An 18,393-nucleotide genomic window follows, 5' to 3' on the forward strand; every position below is an offset into this window, starting at 1 on the left:
TGGAGGATGCGCTGCGCACGGCCGAGTTTCATGACTGCGGCCGGCTGCTGCTGGTGCGGCGCCTGCGTCTGCACGGCCTGCCACCGCAGGCCAGCCCGGCGCAGCTGGCCCGCGCGCTGGAACAGGCCTGGCGCGAGCTGGCGACCCAGGCCCTGCCGGCCAGCCACCCGCAGGCCGGCGCAGCGCCGGCGGTGTTTTTCAACTCGCGTTTCGACGCGCGCCTGGCCTGGCTGCAAGGCCAGGCCGACTGTGGCGACGAGCCGGGCCAGGCCGCCGGCGCCGAGGGCGAGTGGTACTGGCGGGCCGCCTTGCCCGAGCTGGCGGCGCTGCCCGCGACTGCTGCGGCGAGCAGCAGCGCGCCGGTCCTGCGGGTCTTGCTGCACGAGCAGGAGGCCGCGCTGGTGCAGGCCCTGCGCCGCTGGACGGACGCGGCCCTGCTGCGCCTGGATACGCAGCTGACGCCGGCGCTGGCCGAGCGCCTGCTGGGCGCTGTAGACCGTGTTCAGGCGGCGGCGGCTCGCGTTGAGACGCCGGACGGTAGCACTAAGCCTCGGCCTCTGGCGGCGCCAGCGCTCAGCAGGCGCTGGCCGCCGTGGCTGCAGCGCTTGCGTCAGCCCTTGCCCGAACTGCCGGCCGAACAGATCGCGGCCGCAGCGCCGAGCGGGCCCGCCGCCAACGCGGCGCCGGTGCAGGAGCGAGATGATCAGCGTCCCGAACGGCCGCCATTGAGCACGGGGAGCACGCCGCCGAGGCCGGTTTCCGCGCCTCTTCATCCCGCGCCCACAACATTGGACGACCGCATGCGCCGAGCCGCCGCCTTGCCCTGGCTGGCCGAGGCTTCATTCACCGCCCAGGGTGGCCTGCTGCTGTTGTTGAACCTGCTGCAGGCCCTGGGCTTTGGGTGGCAGGCGTCGGCGGCGCCGGGCTGTGTCGATGCGCTGTTCCTGAGCCTGCTGGATGGCAGCGGACCTGATGGGCAGAGGGATGCACAAAGGGCGCTGTTCGACGCGACTCATGCCGGCAGCCATCCGCAGCTGACCCGGCTCTGGGCCTTGCGCCTGCGCCGCGCGCTGCGCGGCCATGCGCGGATGGACCTGGCCGAGCTGCTGCAGCGGCCGGCCTGGGTGGCCGCCAGCCCCACCCATATCGATGTGATCTTTGCGCTGGACAGCGTCGATCTGCGGCTGCGCCGACTTGGTCTGGACAGCGATCCCGGCTGGCTGCCCTGGTTCGGCCGCATCGTCGCCTTTCATTTCCTCGGCGCCGAGTTGCTGCCGCCGGAGCCCGGGCGAGGATAGGGCGGCGGCGCCATCACCTGGCTGGTGCTGGTCTAGGGGGATCGCACCCCTATGCTGCGGGATAGAGCATCCGCCCATCCGGACTACATTGGGCCGCAGCAAGAACCAAGGGGGACTGCCTTGCGCATCGAGCTGATCACGGCGGATTCGGCCCGGCCCGGCGCCGCGATGCTGCAACGGCGGCTGCGTCAGGCCTTGCAGGAGGGCGACGAGTGCGTGATGGCGCGGCCAGACGGCGCCGACGCCAGCGGCTCCGATCTGATGGTGCTGCTGGTGGACAGTGAGAGTTTCTCCGCCTGCGGCCGGGCCTGTGCCCAGGTGCGGCGCCAGTCACCGGGCTGTGCGGTGCTGGCGGTCGGCGAGGCCGGCGTGCATGAAAGGCTCGAAACCCTGCTGTCGGCCGGGGCCACCGATCTGCTGTTCCTGCCGGTCAGCGATGCCGAGTTGCGCGCGCGGGTGCGCCATATGCTGGGCCGCACGCAGCGCAGCGCCATTGGCGAGACCGCCGCCGCGCGGCCCGACCCGCGGCTCAAGCATATGGTGGGTGGCAGCCCGGCCTTCACCGAGCTGCTGAACAAGCTGCCGACCCTGGCGGGCTGCGATGCCGGCGTGCTGATACTCGGCGAGACCGGCACCGGCAAGGAGGTGTTTGCCCAGGCCCTGCACTATCTGTCGCCGCGTGCCGCCAAGCCCTGGGTGCCGATCAACTGCGGCGCGATTCCGACCGAGCTGATCGAGAGCGAGCTGTTCGGCCACACGCGCGGCGCCTACACGACGGCCCATGCGGCGCGCGCCGGCCTGGTCGAGGAGGCCGCCGGCGGCAGCCTGTTTCTCGACGATGTCGATTGCCTGCCGCTGGCCGCCCAGACCAAGCTGCTGCGTCTGCTGCAGGAGCGCGAGTACCGGCCGGTGGGCTCCAACAGCCTGCGCCATGCCGATATCCGAATCATCGCGGCCAGCAATCGCGATCTGGCCCAGCAGGCGCGCCAGGGCCTGTTCCGGCAGGATCTCTACTACCGGCTCAATGTGCTGTCGCTGAGTCTGGCGCCGCTGCGCGAGCGGCGGCCGGATGTGGTGCTGCTGGCCCAGCATTTCCTGCAGCACTATGCGCGGCGCCAGCAGCGCAGCCTGCCGCAGCTGACGCCGCAGGCGCTCAGCAAGCTGCTGCAGTACGACTGGCCCGGCAATGTGCGCGAGCTCCAGCATGTGATCGAACGCGCGGTGTTGCTCGGCGGGCCGCAGCTGCTGGCCGAGGATCTGGACATCGATGCCCAGCCTTTGCCGGAGCTGCAAGCCAATTTCCAGGGCGCCAAGGCCCGCATGGTCGAGCGCTTCGAGCGCGACTACATCGAGCGCCTGCTGCTGCACTGCCAGGGCAATATCACCCAGGCTGCGCGGCACGCCGGCAAGCACCGGCGCGCGTTCTTCGAGCTGATACGCAAGCACGGCATCGATATGGATCCGTTTCGCAAGCCGCGTTAAACGGCAAGAGGGCCGCTCAGGACTGCTTTTTGTCCTGCCCGACGAGCTTGGCCCAACGCAGCAGTTCCGCGTCATCCGCCAGCAGTGCGCGTGTCGCGGCCGCGCCGGGGTGTTTGCGGATTTTCTGCAGCACGGTGTGCTCGTCCAGACTGGCGATATAGGCGCCGATCTGCTGCTCGGACGGGATGAAGCCCTTGTTGGCCAGGCTGTAGCTGTGGGTCATGATGGCCTCGATGACGCCGGCCATCTGCTTGTCGATGAATCGCTGGTCGGGATTCGGTACGGAATAGTTACTGCTCATGGTCGGCATTGTGACCTGGGCCGCAGCTGCCAGCCGGGCGAATACGGTTGCCAAAGGTTTCAGCGCTACAGGGATGCAAGTTTACATAATATACATTGTCGGTTGTAGACTCACACCTAGGTTTTGGTGGCGCCTATGACGTTCCGGCTGTATTCCATTGAGCAAGCTCCTCGGTCACTCCCAATTTGGGAGGCGATCTTGGACGATCTTGGGCGGCCTCCGGCGACGCGGATTGCCCGTGTGCTGGGCGTCGGGGCCAGCACGGTTCATCGCTGGAACAGCGCCGGACATGCGCCTCGGGCTGCTCAGCTGGCGTTGTTCTGGCTGACCCGCTGGGGCCGGTCTGCGGTTCATACGCAGGCCACCAATGACGCCATCCTGGCCTTCAGCTACCTGGAGTCGCTGAAAAGCGAAGTCCAGCGATTGGAAGGCAATGTCCGCCAGCTTGCAGCCTTGGCCGATGCCCGTGCTGTTCAGTTGAGGAGGCTGTCTGCGTGAGCCCATCCTCAAGACCCTTGGGCCTTGGCATGTGCCTGCCGTTGTTCCGGGTGGGCGGGACGCCCTGGCTGACAGAGCGCAGCGACAGAAGCGAACCCACCCGCAGCCGGTTGTTGCACCTGCATTCAAGGGGGCACATATGGGTATCTACGTTCTTATCGCGCTGCTTGGCGCTGGATGGATCTTGCTCAATGACTGAGCATCCCCAGTCACAAGTAGGCGGCGGGGTTTGCCAGACGGGCGACGGAGCGCAGCTCGGCACCCGGCTGGCGGGCACCGCGGCCGACCCCGGCACGGGGGCGGCGGGCGAAGCCCGCCTAGATTTATCACTAGGACACTTCAGCACACACCCATGAGCTGAGGTCAAAAGAAGGCCCCGACGACTGCTGGTAACAGTCCCGGGGCCGTGATCGGCAACTATGAAAGGGACCAGCCGATGGGATCAATGTTACGCCTCATTGACGGAGTTTTTTATGAAGGCAAGCCGTCCGATGAGTTTGAGCTATCTGTCCACCGACTCGGCAACGGTCACGCTGAGGCCAGCGTTCGCCGCATGGTCTGGTGGTCAGAGATTGGCCCGGCCTCGGCCGATGAGCTGGAAGTCTGGCGCCGGGACCTTGCTGAGAGCGAGGAGGAACGTCGGGAAGCTAACCGAGGAAGGGCGGCCAGGCGCGCCACAACCAAGGTCCGACGGCTCGTGAAAGCGGCGGGCATGGATGCCCTGCTCACCCTCACCTATCGTGTCTTGCAGACTGACCTGGCGCTCTGCAAGAAGCACCTCAAGGAGTTCGTCCGACGCATGCGCCGGCTGATTCCAGGCTGGCAATACATTGCCGCCTTCGAGCGGCAAGAGCGTGGCTGCTGGCATGTGCATATGGCCATTCACAAGCTGCCGATGAACTTGCCCGCCTCCAATGGCGTCAAGGTCAAGAGCTACAACATCGTCAGGGCCGTCTGGCGCAGCGTTGTTGGCCAGGACAACGGCAACATCGATCAGAGCCGCCGCAAAGCCTTCAGCCGCCGCAGCAGTGCCAAGCTGGCCTCGTACCTCAGCAAGTACATGCTGAAGGCCTTCCAAGACGGTGACGACTGGGCTAACCGCTATAGCTCCGGGGGCCTGGGCGCCCTTCCCCAGCCCGAGCGTGTGCGCTTCCAGAGTGAACGGTTCGCTGACCTGGTGGCGCTGGCCTATGAAGAGGTCGCCATGCACGCCTGCGAGATATGGACATCGCTCCGTCGCAGTTGGTCAGGCATCGCGTTTGATGGGCCGCCTGAGACGTTCTGGATATCGACCGGCCCTGAAGGGCTACAAATGGAGGTTCATCATGGGTAAAGCATCCCGACTCAAGCTGCAGCGCCAGGCTGCGCGGATTCAAGGCGGTCCATCGGCCAATGACTTCTGGGTCGTCGTTCACTATGCTGATGATGGCGGCGAGGCTGAGACTGACTTCATCGGTTGCTCCAGCTATAGGCAGGCGCTGACGATCTTGCAGGGCGTGTCTCCCCTCGCCTCACACCTCGGCACGGTCGACGCTCTCCCTGAGCGGTGTATCGAGGGTGTATTGCTGGTGGAGCTTTATGACTTCGAGGGGCGCGTTCTCTGGTCTTCCGACCATTGGGCTGGCGTTGGTCATGTCATGCCCGTGAAGGACTGGGCTAGTGGTCGCTTCGCGTTCCGTGGCGGCGATATCGATGCATCTCTTGGCGCCTATGTGAAAACCGCCACGCTGGCCTTGCCGGGGGCTTCTGGGGGCCTGCATGACGCCTGAGCAGCTTGCAGATCGGCGTGCTAGGAGCTTAGCCGCCAAGAAGCGCTATGAAGCACGGATGACTGATGAGCAGCGGGCGCGGCGTCGTGAAGTTAACCGGCTGTCGCGGCTTCGGCGTCTTGCAGCTATGACTCTCGATGAGCTTGAGTTGCATCGCCTGCGCGAGCGGGAGAGGCTCCGGAAGTCTCGCTCTCGGCGCGCTGCTAGTGCTTCTCCTGTTGAGCTTGAGTTGTTGCGTCTTAGGAACCTTGAGTATTGCCGTCGTTCGCGAGCTCGCATGACGCCTGACCAGATTGCTCTGCGATCTGAGGCTCAGCGAGAGGCATACCGGCGATGGCTTGAGCAGGCATCGCCCGACGATCTTGAGCGGTTGCGTCAGAGGAGAAAAAAGCAGCGGGCCAAGGGTCGGGCTCCTGTGCAGGCCAAGAGTCAGGCTTCTGTGCGGGACTGTGTGGCCACGCAGGTTCTGGTGCCTGCTATTGCCCGGTCTGCTTGTTCGTCTCCTCGGCTTGTAGATCCTGATCACGTTGCAGCTGCGCGCTTCGCATCCCCTTGGGCACTTGCTGGCTCACTCAGCGAGCTAGCTGAAGGCGATGATTGACAGAACAACTGTTATGTCGCTCTCCCCGGGGCATTCAATTGCCAGCGGCCGCTGCTCAAACCCTGCTTCCTGTGGCTGCTGTTACTCCGAGCCGGCGCAGATCGTTACTGGATGGTCTGAGTATGTGGATAACTAATATCTTCAAGTATCTCTACGGCATATACATTGTCGATTATTTGGATGCCTCGGCAGCGAGCAAAGCCAGCAATCCCGCCTCGTCCAGCACCGCCACGCCGAGCTCGCGGGCCTTGTCCAGCTTCGATCCGGCTTCCTCGCCGGCGATCACGTAATGGGTTTTCTTGGAGACCGAGCCGCTGACCTTGCCGCCGGCGGCTTCGATCATGTCCTTGGCGGCGTCGCGGCTCAGGGTCGGCAAGGTGCCGGTCAGCACCAGGGTCTTGCCCAGCAGCGGCCGCGGGCCCTGGTCGGCGAAGGCGCCGTCGCCCTCGGGCCAGTGCACGCCGGCGGCGCGCAGCTGCTCGACCACCTCGCGGTTGTGCGGCTGCTGGAAAAAGGTGTGGATGCTTAGGGCGACGATGGGCCCGACATCACGCACCTCCAGCAATTCCTCCGGCTTGGCGTCCATCAGCCGGTCTATCGAGCCGAAATGCCGGGCCAGGTCCTTGGCCGTGGTCTCGCCGACCTGGCGGATGCCCAACGCAAAAAGAAAACGCGCCAGCGTCGTGCTCTTGCTTTTCTCCAGCGCATCGACGAGGTTCTGCGCGCTCTTGTCGGCCATGCGCTCCAGCGCCGCCAGCTTGGCCACGCCCAGCTTGTACAGACCCGGCAGGCTCAGCACCAGGCCGGCGTCGACCAGTTGATCGACCAGCTTGTCGCCCAGGCCCTCGATGTCCATCGCACGGCGGCCGGCGAAATGCAGCATGGCCTGCTTGCGCTGGGCCGGACAGAACAGGCCGCCGCTGCAGCGGTGATCGATGCCGCCGCGCTCGCGCTGCACCGCGCTGCCGCAGATCGGGCAGGCCTTGGGCATGCGGAAATTGGGCACATAAGCCGCGCGCAGCGCGTCGACCTTGCCGACGATCTCCGGAATCACATCGCCAGCCCGCCGCACGATGACCTGGTCGCCGATGCGCACGCCCTTGCGGCGCAGCTCGAAGAGGTTGTGCAGGGTCGCATTGCTGACCGTCGTGCCGCCGACGAAGACCGGCTCCAGCTTGGCGACCGGCGTCAGCTTGCCGGTGCGGCCGACCTGGATGTCGATCGCGTTGAGCCGCGTCACCTGCTCCTGGGCCGGGTATTTGTGGGCCACGGCCCAGCGTGGCTCGCGGGTCTTGAAGCCGAGCTGGCGCTGCAGCGCCAGGCTGTTGACCTTGTAGACGATGCCGTCGATATCAAACGGCAGCTGGTCGCGCTTGGCCCCCATGGCCTGGTGGAACTCGACCAGGCCTTGAGCGCCCTGCACCACCGCACGATCGGCGCAGACCGGCAGGCCGAAGGCCTGCAGCGCGTCCAGCATCGCGCTGTGCGTGGCCGGCAGCTCCCAGCCCTGCACCTCGCCCAGGCCGTAGGCGAAAAAGCTCAGCGGCCGCTGCTTGGCCAGTGCCGGATCGAGCTGGCGCACCGCGCCGGCCGCAGTATTGCGCGGGTTGACGAAGGTCTTCTCGTTGGCGGCGCGCTGGCGCTCGTTGAGGGCCTCGAAATCATCGCGCCGCATATAGACCTCGCCGCGCACCTCGATCACAGGCGCACTCACGCCCTGGAGCCGCAACGGGATCTGGCCAATGGTCCGGATGTTCTGCGTGACGTCCTCGCCGGTCTCGCCATTGCCGCGGGTGGCCGCCTGGGTCAGCACGCCCTGCTCGTAGCGCAGATTGATGGCCAGGCCGTCGAACTTCAGCTCGGCGGCGTACTCGATGGCCGGTGCGTCCTCGGCCAGGCCCAGCTCGCGGCGCACCCGGCCGTCGAAGTTCATGGCACCGGTCGCTTCGGTATCGGTCTCGGTCTGGATGCTCAGCATGGGCACCGCATGGCGCACCGGCGTGAAACCGGCCAGCACCTTGCCGATCACCCGCTGGGTCGGCGAATCGGGGCTCAGCAGCTCGGGATGGGCGGCCTCCAGCGCTTGCAGCTCTTGGAACAGCTTGTCGTACTCGGCATCGGGCAGGACCGGTGCATCGAGCACATAGTACAGATGGGCGTGGTGGTTCAGGGTCGTGCGCAGCTCGGCGGCGCGCTGCGCATCGGAAGAAAGATCGTCGATTCGGGAGCTCATGGCCCGGATTGTGGCCGAGCCGGCTGGGCGCTCCGCGCAGCGTGCGCGTCCCGCGGGCCTAGGGTTTCTGCTAGGCCCGGCGACAATAGGCCCGATGATGAATTCGCGCTTTTTCAAGATCGCCCTGGTGCTGGGCCTGCTGTCGGCCATCGGGCCCTTTGCGATCGATATGTATCTGCCCGCCCTGCCGGCCATCGGCCAGAGCCTGGGCGCCGAGATCGGTGGCGTGCAGATGAGCCTGACGGCCTTCTTCATCACCCTGGGCCTGGGGCAGCTGCTGTACGGCCCGGTGTCCGATATGGTGGGCGCAAGCCGCCGCTGTATTTCGGTCTGGGCCTGTTTGCCGCCGCCAGCATCGGCTGCGCGCTGGCCACCGATATCGAGACCCTGGTCGTGCTGCGCGCCCTGCAAGGCCTGGGTGCGGCGGCCGGCATGGCGGTGCCGCGCGCGGTCGTGCGTGATCTGCACACCGGCACCGACGCGGCGCGGTTGATGTCGCTGCTGATGCTGGTGTTTAGTGTCTCGCCCATCCTGGCGCCGCTGGCGGGCAGCGCGGTGATCGCGCTGACGGGCTGGCGCGGCGTGTTCTGGGCGGTGACGCTCGCGGCGCTGGCCGGCCTGGCGATGATTGCCAGCTTTTTGCAGGAGACGCGGCCGGCCGAGGAACGGGTCGAGAGCAGCCTGGGCAGCGCCTGGCGGGCCTATGCCCTGCTGCTGCGCGACGGCCACTTCATGGGCCTGAGCCTGATCGGCAGCTTCGCGATGGGCGGCTTCTTCATCTATCTGGCCAACTCGCCCTTTGTGATGATCGATCACTACGGCCTGTCGCCGACGATGTACAGCCTGGCCTTCTCGCTGAATGCGATCTCCTTCATCGGCGCCTCGCAAATGACCGGCGCACTGGGCGAGCGTTACGGCCTGGCCCAGGTGGTGCGGGTGGCGGCGCCGGCGGCCACCGCCGTGATGCTGCTCATGCTGGCCTACTACCTGGCCGGCGGTGACCGCCTGCCGGTGCTGATCGTGCTGTACCTGATCTCCAGTGCCTTCATGGGCCTGGTGATCCCGACCACCTCGGTGCTGGCGCTGGAGGCGCATGGCGCGATCGCCGGCACCGCCTCGGCCCTGCTGGGCACGCTGCAGATGCTGACCGGTGCGGTGATGATGGGGCTGGCGGGCCTGTTCACCGACGGCCGGCCGCTGCCCATGGTGATAGGCATGACGGCCGGACCGCTGATCGCGCTGGTTCTGACCTGGGGCACCCTGGGCATGCGCCCTGCCCGGCCCTGCCCGGCCGCCTGATCACTCGGCGGCTTGCAGATGGGGGCCGAGAATCTCGGCCAGCCAGTCCATCACGACCCGCACCCGGGTCGACAGATGGCGCCGGTTCGCATAGACCATGTTCAGCGGCATCGGCGGCGCCGGATAGTCCGGCATCACCGCCAGCAGACGGCCGCTGGCCAGCAGCTCCGTCATCACCAGGGCCGGCACCTGGATCAGACCCAGGCCGGCCAGGCAGGCCGCCTGGTAGGCGTCGGCATTGTTGACGGTCACCGCGCCGGCCATCGCGATGCGGTGCTCCTGCCCGTCCTGCAGATACTCGAAGCCGCTCGACTTGGCGCCCAGCGTGTTGACGTAATGCACCAGCCGGTGGCCGGCCAGATCGGCCGGCGTCTGCGGCACGCCATGGGCGTGCAAATAGGCCGGGCTGGCGCAGTTGGCCATGCGCAGCAGGCCCAGCGGCCGCGCCACCAGGCTGCTGTCCAGCACCGCGCCGACCCGCAGCACGCAGTCAAAACCCTCGCGGACCAGATCGACCCGGCGCTCGGTGCTGCTGAACTCGATCTCCAGCCCCGGATGCCTGTTCAGCAACTCGGGCAGGCGCGGGATCACCAGGTCGCGCGCCATGCCCGTGGTCATGTCCAGCCGCACCCGCCCGCTCAGGCCCTTGGCACCCTGCAGCTGGAACATGGTTTGCAGTTCCTCGACATCGGCCAGCACATCCTTGCTGCGCTCGTAGAAGGCCTGGCCGTCCTGGGTCAGCTGCACGCGCCGCGTGGTCCGGTGCAGCAGGCGCACGCCCAGCTGCGCCTCCAGCTGCTGGACCGCCGTCGAGGCCGTGGCCTTGGGCAGGCCCAGGCTTTCGGCGGCCTGGGTGAAGCTGGCCAGCTCGGCCACGCGATGGAAGATCTGCATCCGCTCAATAGGGCTCATTGTTCAATTATTAGCGAACAGATAAATCCATCAGCGCCGATTTATCTGGGGAATCTCCCTCAATAGACTGCTGTTCATCCCTTCCACCTCTGACGGAGAACCCCATGAACCAGCAATCCACCACCCCCATCGCACTGATCACCGGCGGCAGCCGTGGCCTCGGCAAGAGCGCCGCCCTGCATCTGGCCGTCCAGGGCAGCGACATCATCCTGACCTATCGCAGCCAGCGCGCCGAGGCCGAGGCCACCGTGGCCGCGATCCAGGCACTGGGCCGCCGCGCGGTGGCGCTGCCGCTGGATGTCGGCAACAGCGCCAGCTTCGCCGGTTTTGCGGCCCAGGTCCGTCAGGCGCTGGCCGAGGTCTGGCAGCGCGAGCGCTTCGACCACCTGGTCAACAACGCCGGCGTCGGCGTCCACGCCGGCCTGCTGGACACGAGCGAGGCCCAGTTCGATGAACTGGTCAATGTGCACGTCAAGGGCGTGTTCTTCCTGACCCAGGCGCTGCTGCCGCTGCTCAATGACGGTGGCCGCATCGTCAACATCTCCAGCGGTCTGACCCGCTTCGCCCTGCCCGGTTATGCGGCCTATGCCGCGATGAAGGGCGCCATCGAGGTGCTGAGCCGCTATATGGCCAAGGAGTTGGGCGCGCGCGGCATTGCCGTCAATGTGGTGGCACCGGGCGCCATCGAAACCGATTTCGGCGGCGGCGCGGTGCGCGACAACGCCGAGCTCAACCGCTTCATCGCCGCGCAGACCGCGCTGGGCCGGGTCGGCCTGCCCGACGATATCGGCGGCGTGATCGCGTCCCTGCTGGCGCCGGCGAACCGCTGGGTCAATGCGCAGCGCATCGAGGCCTCCGGCGGCATGTTCCTCTGAACCAGGCTCAGGCGTCGCCCTCGGGCTCGCTGGCCGCCACCCGGGCGATCATCACCTGGTCGACCCGGTGGCTGTCCACGTCGACCACTTCGAAGCGCCAGCCCTCCCAGACCACCTGGTCGGTGCGCTTCGGGATGCGGCGCAGCATCACCATCAAAAAGCCGGCCAGCGTGTCGTACTGGCCGGAATGCGGCAGCGTCTCTAGCCCCAGCGCGCGCTGCACATCGGGGATCGGCGTGATGCCGTCGGCCAGGAAACTGCCATCCTCGCGGCGCACGATCTGCTCCTCGTCATGACTGGCCACCAGGCTGCCCATCACCGTGCTCATCACATCATTGAGCGTGATCACGCCGACGACCAGGCTGTACTCGTTGACGATCACGGCAAAGTCTTCCAGCGCCTGGCGGAACTGGGTCAGCACCTCGGACAAGGTCAGCCGGTCCGGCACGATCAGCACCTTCTTGACCAGGCCGACGCAGGTGCGCAGGCTGATCGGCTCGTCGCGCAGCACGCGCTGGAACAGATCGGTGGCGTCGACATAGCCGACCACCTGGTCGATCTCGCCGTCGCAGACCAGATAAGTCGAGTGCGGGTCGTCGGCGATGCGGGTGCGTATCAGCGCGTCGTCGTCGTCCAGCGAGAAGAACACGATGCGCTCGCGCGTCGTCATCGCGCTCTCGACCCGGCGGGTGTCGAGCTCGAAGATGTTCTCGATCGCCTGCTGCTCGGCATCGGCCACCACGCCGGCCTGGTTGCCGGCCTCGGTCATCGCCAGGATGTCGTGATGCGTGATCGTGTTGTCGCGCTGCACCGGCCGGCCCGACAGGCGCAGCAGTCCCTCGGTGATCAGGCTGAAGATCCAGGCCAGCGGCTTCAGCAGGGTCACCAGCCCCAGCATCGGGCCGATCAGTGCCAGCGCGATGCGTTCGGGCTCATTCATCGACCAGCGCTTGGGCACCAGATCGGCCAGCACGATAAAGAGCGTCGTGATCGTGATGAAGGACAGCGCGAAGCCCAGGGTCTCGGCCCGCTCGGGCGCGACCAGATAACCCAGCGCGGCCTGGAAATGCGGCGTGAACGCCCCCTCGCCGACGATGCCGCCGAGGATGGCCACGGTGTTGACGCCGATCTGCACGACGGTGAAATAGTGGCCCGGATGTTCCTGCACGGCCAGCACCCGCGCGGCCCGCGTGTCGCCCTCCTCGGCCAGCTGCTGCAGCTTCAGGCGGCGCGAGGCCGCCAGCGACAGCTCGGCCATCGAGAAGAATGCGCTGGCCGCAATCAGGGCGGCGATCAACAGCAGGCTGGTGCTCAAGAGAAATCCCGGTTGTCCAAGCGAAAGCCTAACTGAACAAACGCCGCGCCGCCAAGCTGCCGGCCGCCAGATCGCGCGAGGCCAGGGCCTTGTAGAGCGTGGACAGCTCCTCGCCGATCGCGGCGAAGGCATGCAGGTTCAAGACCTGACCCCGGTCGTCGCAGATATCGGCCTCGATGTCGCGCGACAGGCCGCGGGCGGCTTCCTGCCAGGCGGCGAAGGGCTCCAGGCCCTCGGGGGTCTGCGGCACATCCAGCGCCAGGGTCAGCTCGCGCAGCGAGCTCTGCTGCGGATCGTCGGCCAAGGCGGCCTGCGATTCGAAGCTCAGCACCAGCAGCGGCGGCGCGCCGCGCTCGGCGGCCGACATCACCAGCCGACCCGGCATCGCGCCGGGCACGAAGCCATGGCGCTGCGCCATCTGCTGCACAAAGCCCAGGGTCCAGGCGGCGTTGCGGGCGCGCAGCACGATGGCCAGCTGCGCGTCGTGCTCGCTGGCGAACTGGTCCAGCTCGCGGGCCCGGCCGACCACGTCCAGCATGTCGGGGAACTGCACGAACGCGCCCAGACCGTCGGCAAAGGCCTGCAGCTTCTGCACGAACTCGGAATACTCGATCTCGTTGAGCGCACCGCTGCGGTTGGCCATCTGCACGCCGGCCTGGAACTCGCCATAGCGCTGACCCGGTGCCGGCAGCTCCCAGTCGCCGGTCTCGGCGTTCAGGCCTTCGATATGAAAGGGCTTGGTGCCGGCGCGGCGGCTGGGCGGCAGATGCGACAGCGCCATCTCGCCGCTGACCGGGGCTTCGAGCGTGACGGTGGCGATCGCGTCGATCAAGGCGTCGATGCGGGCCGAGGGCTTGCGCGGCTGGCGCGCGACGGCGGGCACCGTCTCGTCCAGCGGCGCGTTCGCCTCGAACGCATCGCTCAGGCCGGACCGGATCTCGTCCAGACCGGGTTCCTGGCGCACGGCGCCGCCCTCTGCCATCACCGGCTCGTTTTGCCGGTCCACGGTCGGCAGTGCGCGCCGCGGGCCGGCCTTGCGGGCGGTCCAGGCGCCATGGGCAATGATGGCGGCCAGGATCAGGCCGCCGAGGATGGCGAGCATCGTGGTCAAAGTCATGTCAGCCCCTCGTCCGACGAGTACATCGTCCGATCCCCCGAGGGGATACGGGCCGGCTTGGGAGCGGCCCGGCGCTCGGCCCGTTTCATAGTGCCTCCGCCATCGACAGCGCCTTGTCCATGTCCACCGCGACGATGCGCGAGACGCCCTGCTCCTGCATCGTCACCCCAATCAGTTGTTCAGCCATTTCCATTGCAATCTTGTTGTGCGAGATGAAGAGGAACTGGGTTCCGCTGCTCATCTGGGCCACCAGCTTGGCGTAGCGTTCGGTATTGGCATCGTCCAGCGGCGCATCGACCTCGTCGAGCAGGCAGAACGGTGCCGGGTTGAGCTGGAAGATCGCGAACACCAGCGCGATCGCGGTCAGCGCCTTCTCGCCGCCCGATAGCAGGTGGATGGTCGAGTTCTTCTTGCCCGGCGGCTGCGCCATCACCTGGATGCCGGCGTCGAGAATCTCCTCGCCGGTCATCACCAGCTTGGCCTGGCCGCCGCCGAACAGCACCGGGAACATGCGGCCGAAATGCTCGTTGACCTGCGCAAAGGTCGCACCGAGCAGATCACGGGTTTCCAGATCGATCTTGTGGATCGCGTCTTCCAGCGTCTTCATCGCCGACATCAGGTCGGCGTTCTGCGCATCGAGGAAGGTCTTGCGCTCGCGCGCCGCCGTCAGCTCGTCCAGCGCGGCCAGATTGACCGCACCCAGCGCCGCGATATCGCGGTTGATGCGGTCGATCTCGCCTTGCAGGCCGTAGAGCTTGACTTCGCCTGCCTCGATGCTCGCGGCCAGCGCCTCCAGATCAACGGCCGCGGCGAGCAACTGCTCCATATACTGCGCGCCGCCCAGCGCTGCGGCCTGCTCTTCGAGCTGCAGCTTGGTCAGGCGCTCGCGCAGCGGGTCCAGGCTGCGCTCGAATTCCAGACGCTGCTCGTCGGCGCGCTTGAGGCGCAGGGTCAGGTCGTCGTAGCCGCTGCGCACCGCGGCCAGCTCCTTCTCGCGCTCCAGCTTGATCGCCAGCGCGTCCTGCAGACCGGCCTGGGCGGCCGCGTCATTGAGCGTGTCCAGCTCGCCCTGCAAGGTGGCGGCCGACTGGGTGTTGACGAGCACCTGCTGCTGCGCGGTCTCGATGCTGCGCTGCAGCTCGCCGCGCCGCGAGGCCAGGGTGCGGGCGCTGAACTGGGCCTCCTGGGCACGGCGCTCCAGACCGCGCAGCTGCTCGCGAGCCTCGGCGAGCTTGCGCTCTGCGGTGATCACCGCGTCGTCGAGCTCGGCGTGGCGCTCCTGCGTGCTCGCCAGCTGCATGTCCAGTTCCTCGAAGCGGGCCTCGCCGGTGATGCGGCGCTCCTGCAGCTCCTCGGACTGGGCGTCGATCTCGAACAGCTCGTCTTCCAGCTGGCTGCGCCGGCTGCTGGCGGCCTCCGCCTGCTGGCTCAGGCGCAGCAGCTCGACATGCAGCTGGTGGGCGCGGGTCTGGGTCTCGCTGGCTTCGCGGCGCAGCCCCAGCAGGCGCTGCGAGGCCTCGGTATAGCCGGCCTCGGCACGCACCAGCTGGCTCTTCGATTCCTCGGCGATCAGCTGCTGGGCGCGCAGCTCCAGCACCAGATGCTCGATCTCCTGGGCCCGGGCCAGCATGCCGGCCTGTTCGGAGTCGGGCGCGTAGAAGCTGACCGCGAACTGGCTGACCGCATGGCCGGCGGCCGTCATGATGACCTCGCCGTGGGTCAGCTTGTCGCGCTTGGCCAGGGCCTCGTCCAGCGAGTCGGCGATGTAGACGCCTTCGAGCCAGTCGTTCAGCAGCGCTTTCAGCCCGGCATCCTCGAGCCGCAGCAGATCGCTGAGCCGGGCCAGGGTTTCATGCGTGTTGGCGATGCTGGCGGTGGGCGGCGAATAAAAAGCCAGCCGGGCCGGCGGCGCATCGGCCGCGAAGGCCCGCACCATTTCCAGCCGTCCCACCGAGAGCGCGCCCAGGCGCTCGCGCAGCGCCGCTTCCAGCGCGTTTTCCCAGCCGGTCTTGATGTGCAGCCGGGTCCACAAGCCCTGCAGACCGTCCAGCCCATGCCGGGCCAGCCAGGGCTTGAGCTTGCCTTCGGTCTGGACTTTTTCCTGCAGCGCGCGCAGGGCATCGAGCCGGGCCGACAGATCGGACTGGCGCGACTGCTGGGCATTCGCATCGGCCTGGGCCTTGCTGCGCAGCTCGTCGAGCTGGGGCACCTGCTCCTGCAGCTCGTGCAGGCGGGCGTCGGCCAGGTCGCGGGCCTGGTCGGCCGCTTCGCTCTGGCGCTTGAGTTCGGCCAGACGCTCGGCATCGGGGGCGACCAGGCCCTGACGCTCGGCGGCCAGGCGCTCGCGGCGGCCACGCAGCTGGCGCGACTGCTCGTCGATGCTGCGGCTCTCGGCCGCCAGCACCTGGATCTGCTGCTGCACCTGGACCACGGCCGTGCGCTGCTCATTGGCCTTGGCCTGGGCCGCGCGCACCGCGTCCTCGGCGTTGGGCAGATGGGCGCCCTGCTCCTCGGCCTGGGCGGCCAGGATCTCACTTTGCTCCTCGGCCGTGGCGATCTGCTCGGCAATGGTCTCGAGCTCTGCTTCAGCCTGCGCGGAGCGTTCCTGCCATTGCTGGTTCTGCGCCTGCAGCTCGGCCAGGCGTGACTCGACGCGGGTGCGCCCCTCGACCACATAGCGGATGCGCTCCTCCAGCCGGCTCACCTCCAGCTGGGCCTCGGCCATGCGCCCCTGCGAGGCATGCAGCTCATCGCCGGCCGCGTAATGGGCCTGGCGCACCGTCTCCAGCTCGGCCTCGACCTGGCGCAGCTCGGCGACGCGCGACTCCAGCGCGTTGACCGCTTCCAGATGCTCGGTCTTGACGCGGGCCTGCTCGCCGGTGGCGTCGCGGTGCTTCAGGAACCAGAGCTGGTGCAGCTTCAGCGTGCCGCTGTCCTGCAGGCCGCGATAGCTGGCGGCGACCTCGGCCTGCTTCTCCAGCTTGTCGAGGTTGTTGTTGAGCTCGCGCAGGATGTCGTCGACCCGGGTCAGGTTCTCGCGCGTGTCCTTGAGCCGGTTCTCTGTTTCTCGACGGCGCTCCTTGTACTTGGAGACGCCGGCGGCTTCCTCCAGGAACATGCGCATCTCTTCGGGCTTGCTCTCGATGATGCGGGAGATCGTGCCCTGGCCGATGATGGCGTAGGCGCGCGGCCCCAAGCCGGTGCCGAGGAACACATCCTGCACATCGCGGCGGCGCACCGGCTGGTTGTTGATGAAGTAGCTGCTGGTGCCGTCGCGGGTCAGCACGCGCTTGACCGCGATCTCGGCGAACTGGTTCCACTGCCCGCCGGCGCGCGCATCCTCGTTGCTGAACACCAGCTCGACGCTGGCGCGGCTGGCGGGCTTGCGATTGCCCGAGCCGTTGAAGATCACGTCCTGCATCGACTCGCCGCGCAGTTCGCTGGCCTTGCTCTCGCCCAGCACCCAGCGCACGGCGTCCATGATGTTGGACTTGCCGCAGCCGTTCGGTCCGACCACGCCCACCAGCTGACCGGGCAACTGGAAGACGGTCGGCTCTGCGAAGGACTTGAAGCCCGAGAGCTTGATCGAATTCAGGCGCATGGATGCGGGGCTAAACCATTGATTTATTTACAGAAAAGCCCCTTTGTCGGGGCTTCTGGCAGGGCCGGATGATACCATTCGGCCCTTCCCCTTTTCACCGCGCTCCCGGGTCACGGCCCGGGCACGCTGCATCGATTCATTCCATGGCCAAGACCACCACCGCCGCCGCCAAGCCGGCCCGCAAGACCGCCACCAAGACTGCCGCGCCGAAGATGCGTGAGATGCCCCCGAACCCGCCCTCGGCCCCCAGCAAGGAACTGCACGTCTTCCCGAACCCGGCGCCGCAGCGCGACTATGTGATCCAGTTCCAGGTGCCCGAGTTCACCTGCCACTGCCCGCTGACCGGCCAGCCCGATTTCGCGCACTTCACGATCGACATGATCGCGGACAAGCTCTGCATCGAGCTGAAGAGCCTGAAGATGTACTTCTGGAGCTATCGCCACGAAGGCGCGTTCCATGAGAAGGTGACCAACACCATCATGGAAGACATCATCAAGGTCACCGACCCGCGCTTCATCCGCATCACGGCCAAGTGGTATGTGCGCGGCGGCATCTACACCAATGTAGTCACCGAACACCGCAAAAAAGGCTGGAAGCCGGCGCCTCGCGTCGACCTGCCGGCCCATGGTTTTGAGTCCGGCCTGCTGCGCTAAGTAGTCGCCAGTTGAGCTTCGCGACCAGCTCGGCCCATCTGTCCGTCGCCGTGACGGTGCGGCGCAGCCGCATCGACGGCTATGGTGTGTTCGCCACCGATGCGGTGCCGGCGGCCATGCGTATCGGTGCGCTGACCGGCGAGCCCGTCACGGTGGCCGAGGGCCGGCGCCGGGTGGCCGGGCGGCAACGCATCATGCTGGTGGAGCTCAGCGACAGCCGTGCGATCGACGCGACCCGGTCCGACGACGCGCTGCGCTTCACCAACCACAGCTGCCGCCCGAACGCGCAGATCAGCCTGGAGCGGGGCAGCATCGAGTTCGTCGCGCTGCGCGATATCGCGCCCGGCGAAGAGATCACCGTGGCCTATGGCGCCACCCATCACGAAGGCCGGCTGGCCTGCCGCTGTGCCCAGAGCGGCTGCCTGGGCTGGCTATGATC

The 18,393-nt window shown here is 67.2% G+C and carries 13 protein-coding genes and 2 pseudogenes; 9 read left to right on the top strand and 6 right to left on the bottom strand.

The features are described 5' to 3' along the window. Together PO768_RS12900 and PO768_RS12905 are read left to right on the top strand one after the other, a co-directional pair. Nucleotides 1–1,298 (top strand): annotated as a pseudogene (locus PO768_RS12900) (hypothetical protein); the annotation flags it as partial. A gap of 120 nt (nucleotides 1,299–1,418) precedes the next feature. After that, nucleotides 1,419–2,780: a sigma-54 dependent transcriptional regulator gene (locus PO768_RS12905; RefSeq protein ID WP_272646385.1), complete on the top strand. Its 1,362-nt coding sequence runs from the start codon at nucleotides 1,419–1,421 to the stop codon at nucleotides 2,778–2,780. 16 nt (nucleotides 2,781–2,796) lie between these two features. Here PO768_RS12905 and PO768_RS12910 read toward each other — a convergent pair whose 3' ends face one another. Further along, a complete protein-coding gene (locus PO768_RS12910) occupies nucleotides 2,797–3,081 on the bottom strand; it encodes a hypothetical protein (protein WP_272646386.1) in 285 nt (94 codons plus the stop codon). Between the two features lie 198 nt (nucleotides 3,082–3,279). Between PO768_RS12910 and PO768_RS12915 the strand changes: the two genes are divergently transcribed. The 3 genes from PO768_RS12915 (at nucleotide 3,280) to PO768_RS12925 (ending at nucleotide 5,348) form a co-directional block, all read left to right on the top strand. After that, nucleotides 3,280–3,579, top strand: a complete 300-nt coding sequence (locus tag PO768_RS12915) for a hypothetical protein (RefSeq protein ID WP_272646387.1) — start codon at nucleotides 3,280–3,282, stop codon at nucleotides 3,577–3,579. 406 nt (nucleotides 3,580–3,985) lie between these two features. Continuing rightward, the gene (locus PO768_RS12920; RefSeq protein ID WP_272646388.1) at nucleotides 3,986–4,912 is read left to right on the top strand and encodes a rolling circle replication-associated protein; all 927 of its coding nucleotides are present in this window, start codon (nucleotides 3,986–3,988) and stop codon (nucleotides 4,910–4,912) included. Beyond that, the gene (locus tag PO768_RS12925; protein ID WP_272646389.1) at nucleotides 4,905–5,348 is read left to right on the top strand and encodes a hypothetical protein; all 444 of its coding nucleotides are present in this window, start codon (nucleotides 4,905–4,907) and stop codon (nucleotides 5,346–5,348) included. The genes PO768_RS12920 and PO768_RS12925 overlap by 8 nt, the downstream gene beginning before the upstream one ends. A 773-nt stretch (nucleotides 5,349–6,121) precedes the next feature. On the opposite strand, the gene ligA is transcribed toward PO768_RS12925, so the two are convergent. Continuing rightward, nucleotides 6,122–8,182, bottom strand: coding sequence for an NAD-dependent DNA ligase LigA (gene ligA / locus PO768_RS12930; protein WP_272646390.1), 2,061 nt, complete (start codon nucleotides 8,180–8,182; stop codon nucleotides 6,122–6,124). 94 nt (nucleotides 8,183–8,276) lie between these two features. Between ligA and PO768_RS12935 the strand changes: the two are divergent. Further along, a pseudogene (locus PO768_RS12935) lies at nucleotides 8,277–9,481 on the top strand (multidrug effflux MFS transporter). Here PO768_RS12935 and PO768_RS12940 read toward each other — a convergent pair. Beyond that, nucleotides 9,482–10,393: a LysR family transcriptional regulator gene (locus tag PO768_RS12940; RefSeq protein ID WP_272646391.1), complete on the bottom strand. Its 912-nt coding sequence runs from the start codon at nucleotides 10,391–10,393 to the stop codon at nucleotides 9,482–9,484. Between the two features lie 104 nt (nucleotides 10,394–10,497). Here PO768_RS12940 and PO768_RS12945 point away from each other — a divergent pair, with 104 nt between their 5' ends. Beyond that, on the top strand, nucleotides 10,498–11,268 hold the full coding sequence (locus PO768_RS12945) for an SDR family NAD(P)-dependent oxidoreductase (RefSeq protein ID WP_272646392.1): 771 nt from the start codon (nucleotides 10,498–10,500) through the stop codon (nucleotides 11,266–11,268). Nucleotides 11,269–11,275: 7 nt separating this feature from the next. On the opposite strand, the gene PO768_RS12950 is transcribed toward PO768_RS12945, so the two are convergent. From PO768_RS12950 to smc, 3 genes are all read right to left on the bottom strand, one after another. Continuing rightward, entirely contained in the window at nucleotides 11,276–12,526 is a 1,251-nt protein-coding gene (locus PO768_RS12950; protein ID WP_137940881.1) for a hemolysin family protein, read from the bottom strand. 85 nt (nucleotides 12,527–12,611) lie between these two features. Next, on the bottom strand, nucleotides 12,612–13,700 hold the full coding sequence (locus PO768_RS12955; protein ID WP_272646393.1) for a cell division protein ZipA C-terminal FtsZ-binding domain-containing protein: 1,089 nt from the start codon (nucleotides 13,698–13,700) through the stop codon (nucleotides 12,612–12,614). Between the two features lie 85 nt (nucleotides 13,701–13,785). After that, nucleotides 13,786–17,301, bottom strand: a complete 3,516-nt coding sequence (gene smc / locus PO768_RS12960) for a chromosome segregation protein SMC (RefSeq protein ID WP_272646394.1) — start codon at nucleotides 17,299–17,301, stop codon at nucleotides 13,786–13,788. A gap of 221 nt (nucleotides 17,302–17,522) precedes the next feature. On the opposite strand from smc, the gene queF reads away from it, so the two are divergent. Further along, complete coding sequence (queF, locus tag PO768_RS12965) at nucleotides 17,523–17,954, top strand: preQ(1) synthase (RefSeq protein ID WP_262973071.1); 432 nt, start codon at nucleotides 17,523–17,525, stop codon at nucleotides 17,952–17,954. Nucleotides 17,955–17,965: 11 nt separating this feature from the next. Then, the gene (locus PO768_RS12970; RefSeq protein WP_262972929.1) at nucleotides 17,966–18,391 is read left to right on the top strand and encodes an SET domain-containing protein; all 426 of its coding nucleotides are present in this window, start codon (nucleotides 17,966–17,968) and stop codon (nucleotides 18,389–18,391) included. Nucleotides 18,392–18,393 lie beyond the last annotated feature (2 nt).

The sequence above is a fragment of the Paucibacter sp. XJ19-41 genome (assembly GCF_028462495.1).
Taxonomy (GTDB): Bacteria; Pseudomonadota; Gammaproteobacteria; order Burkholderiales; family Burkholderiaceae_C; genus Roseateles_E.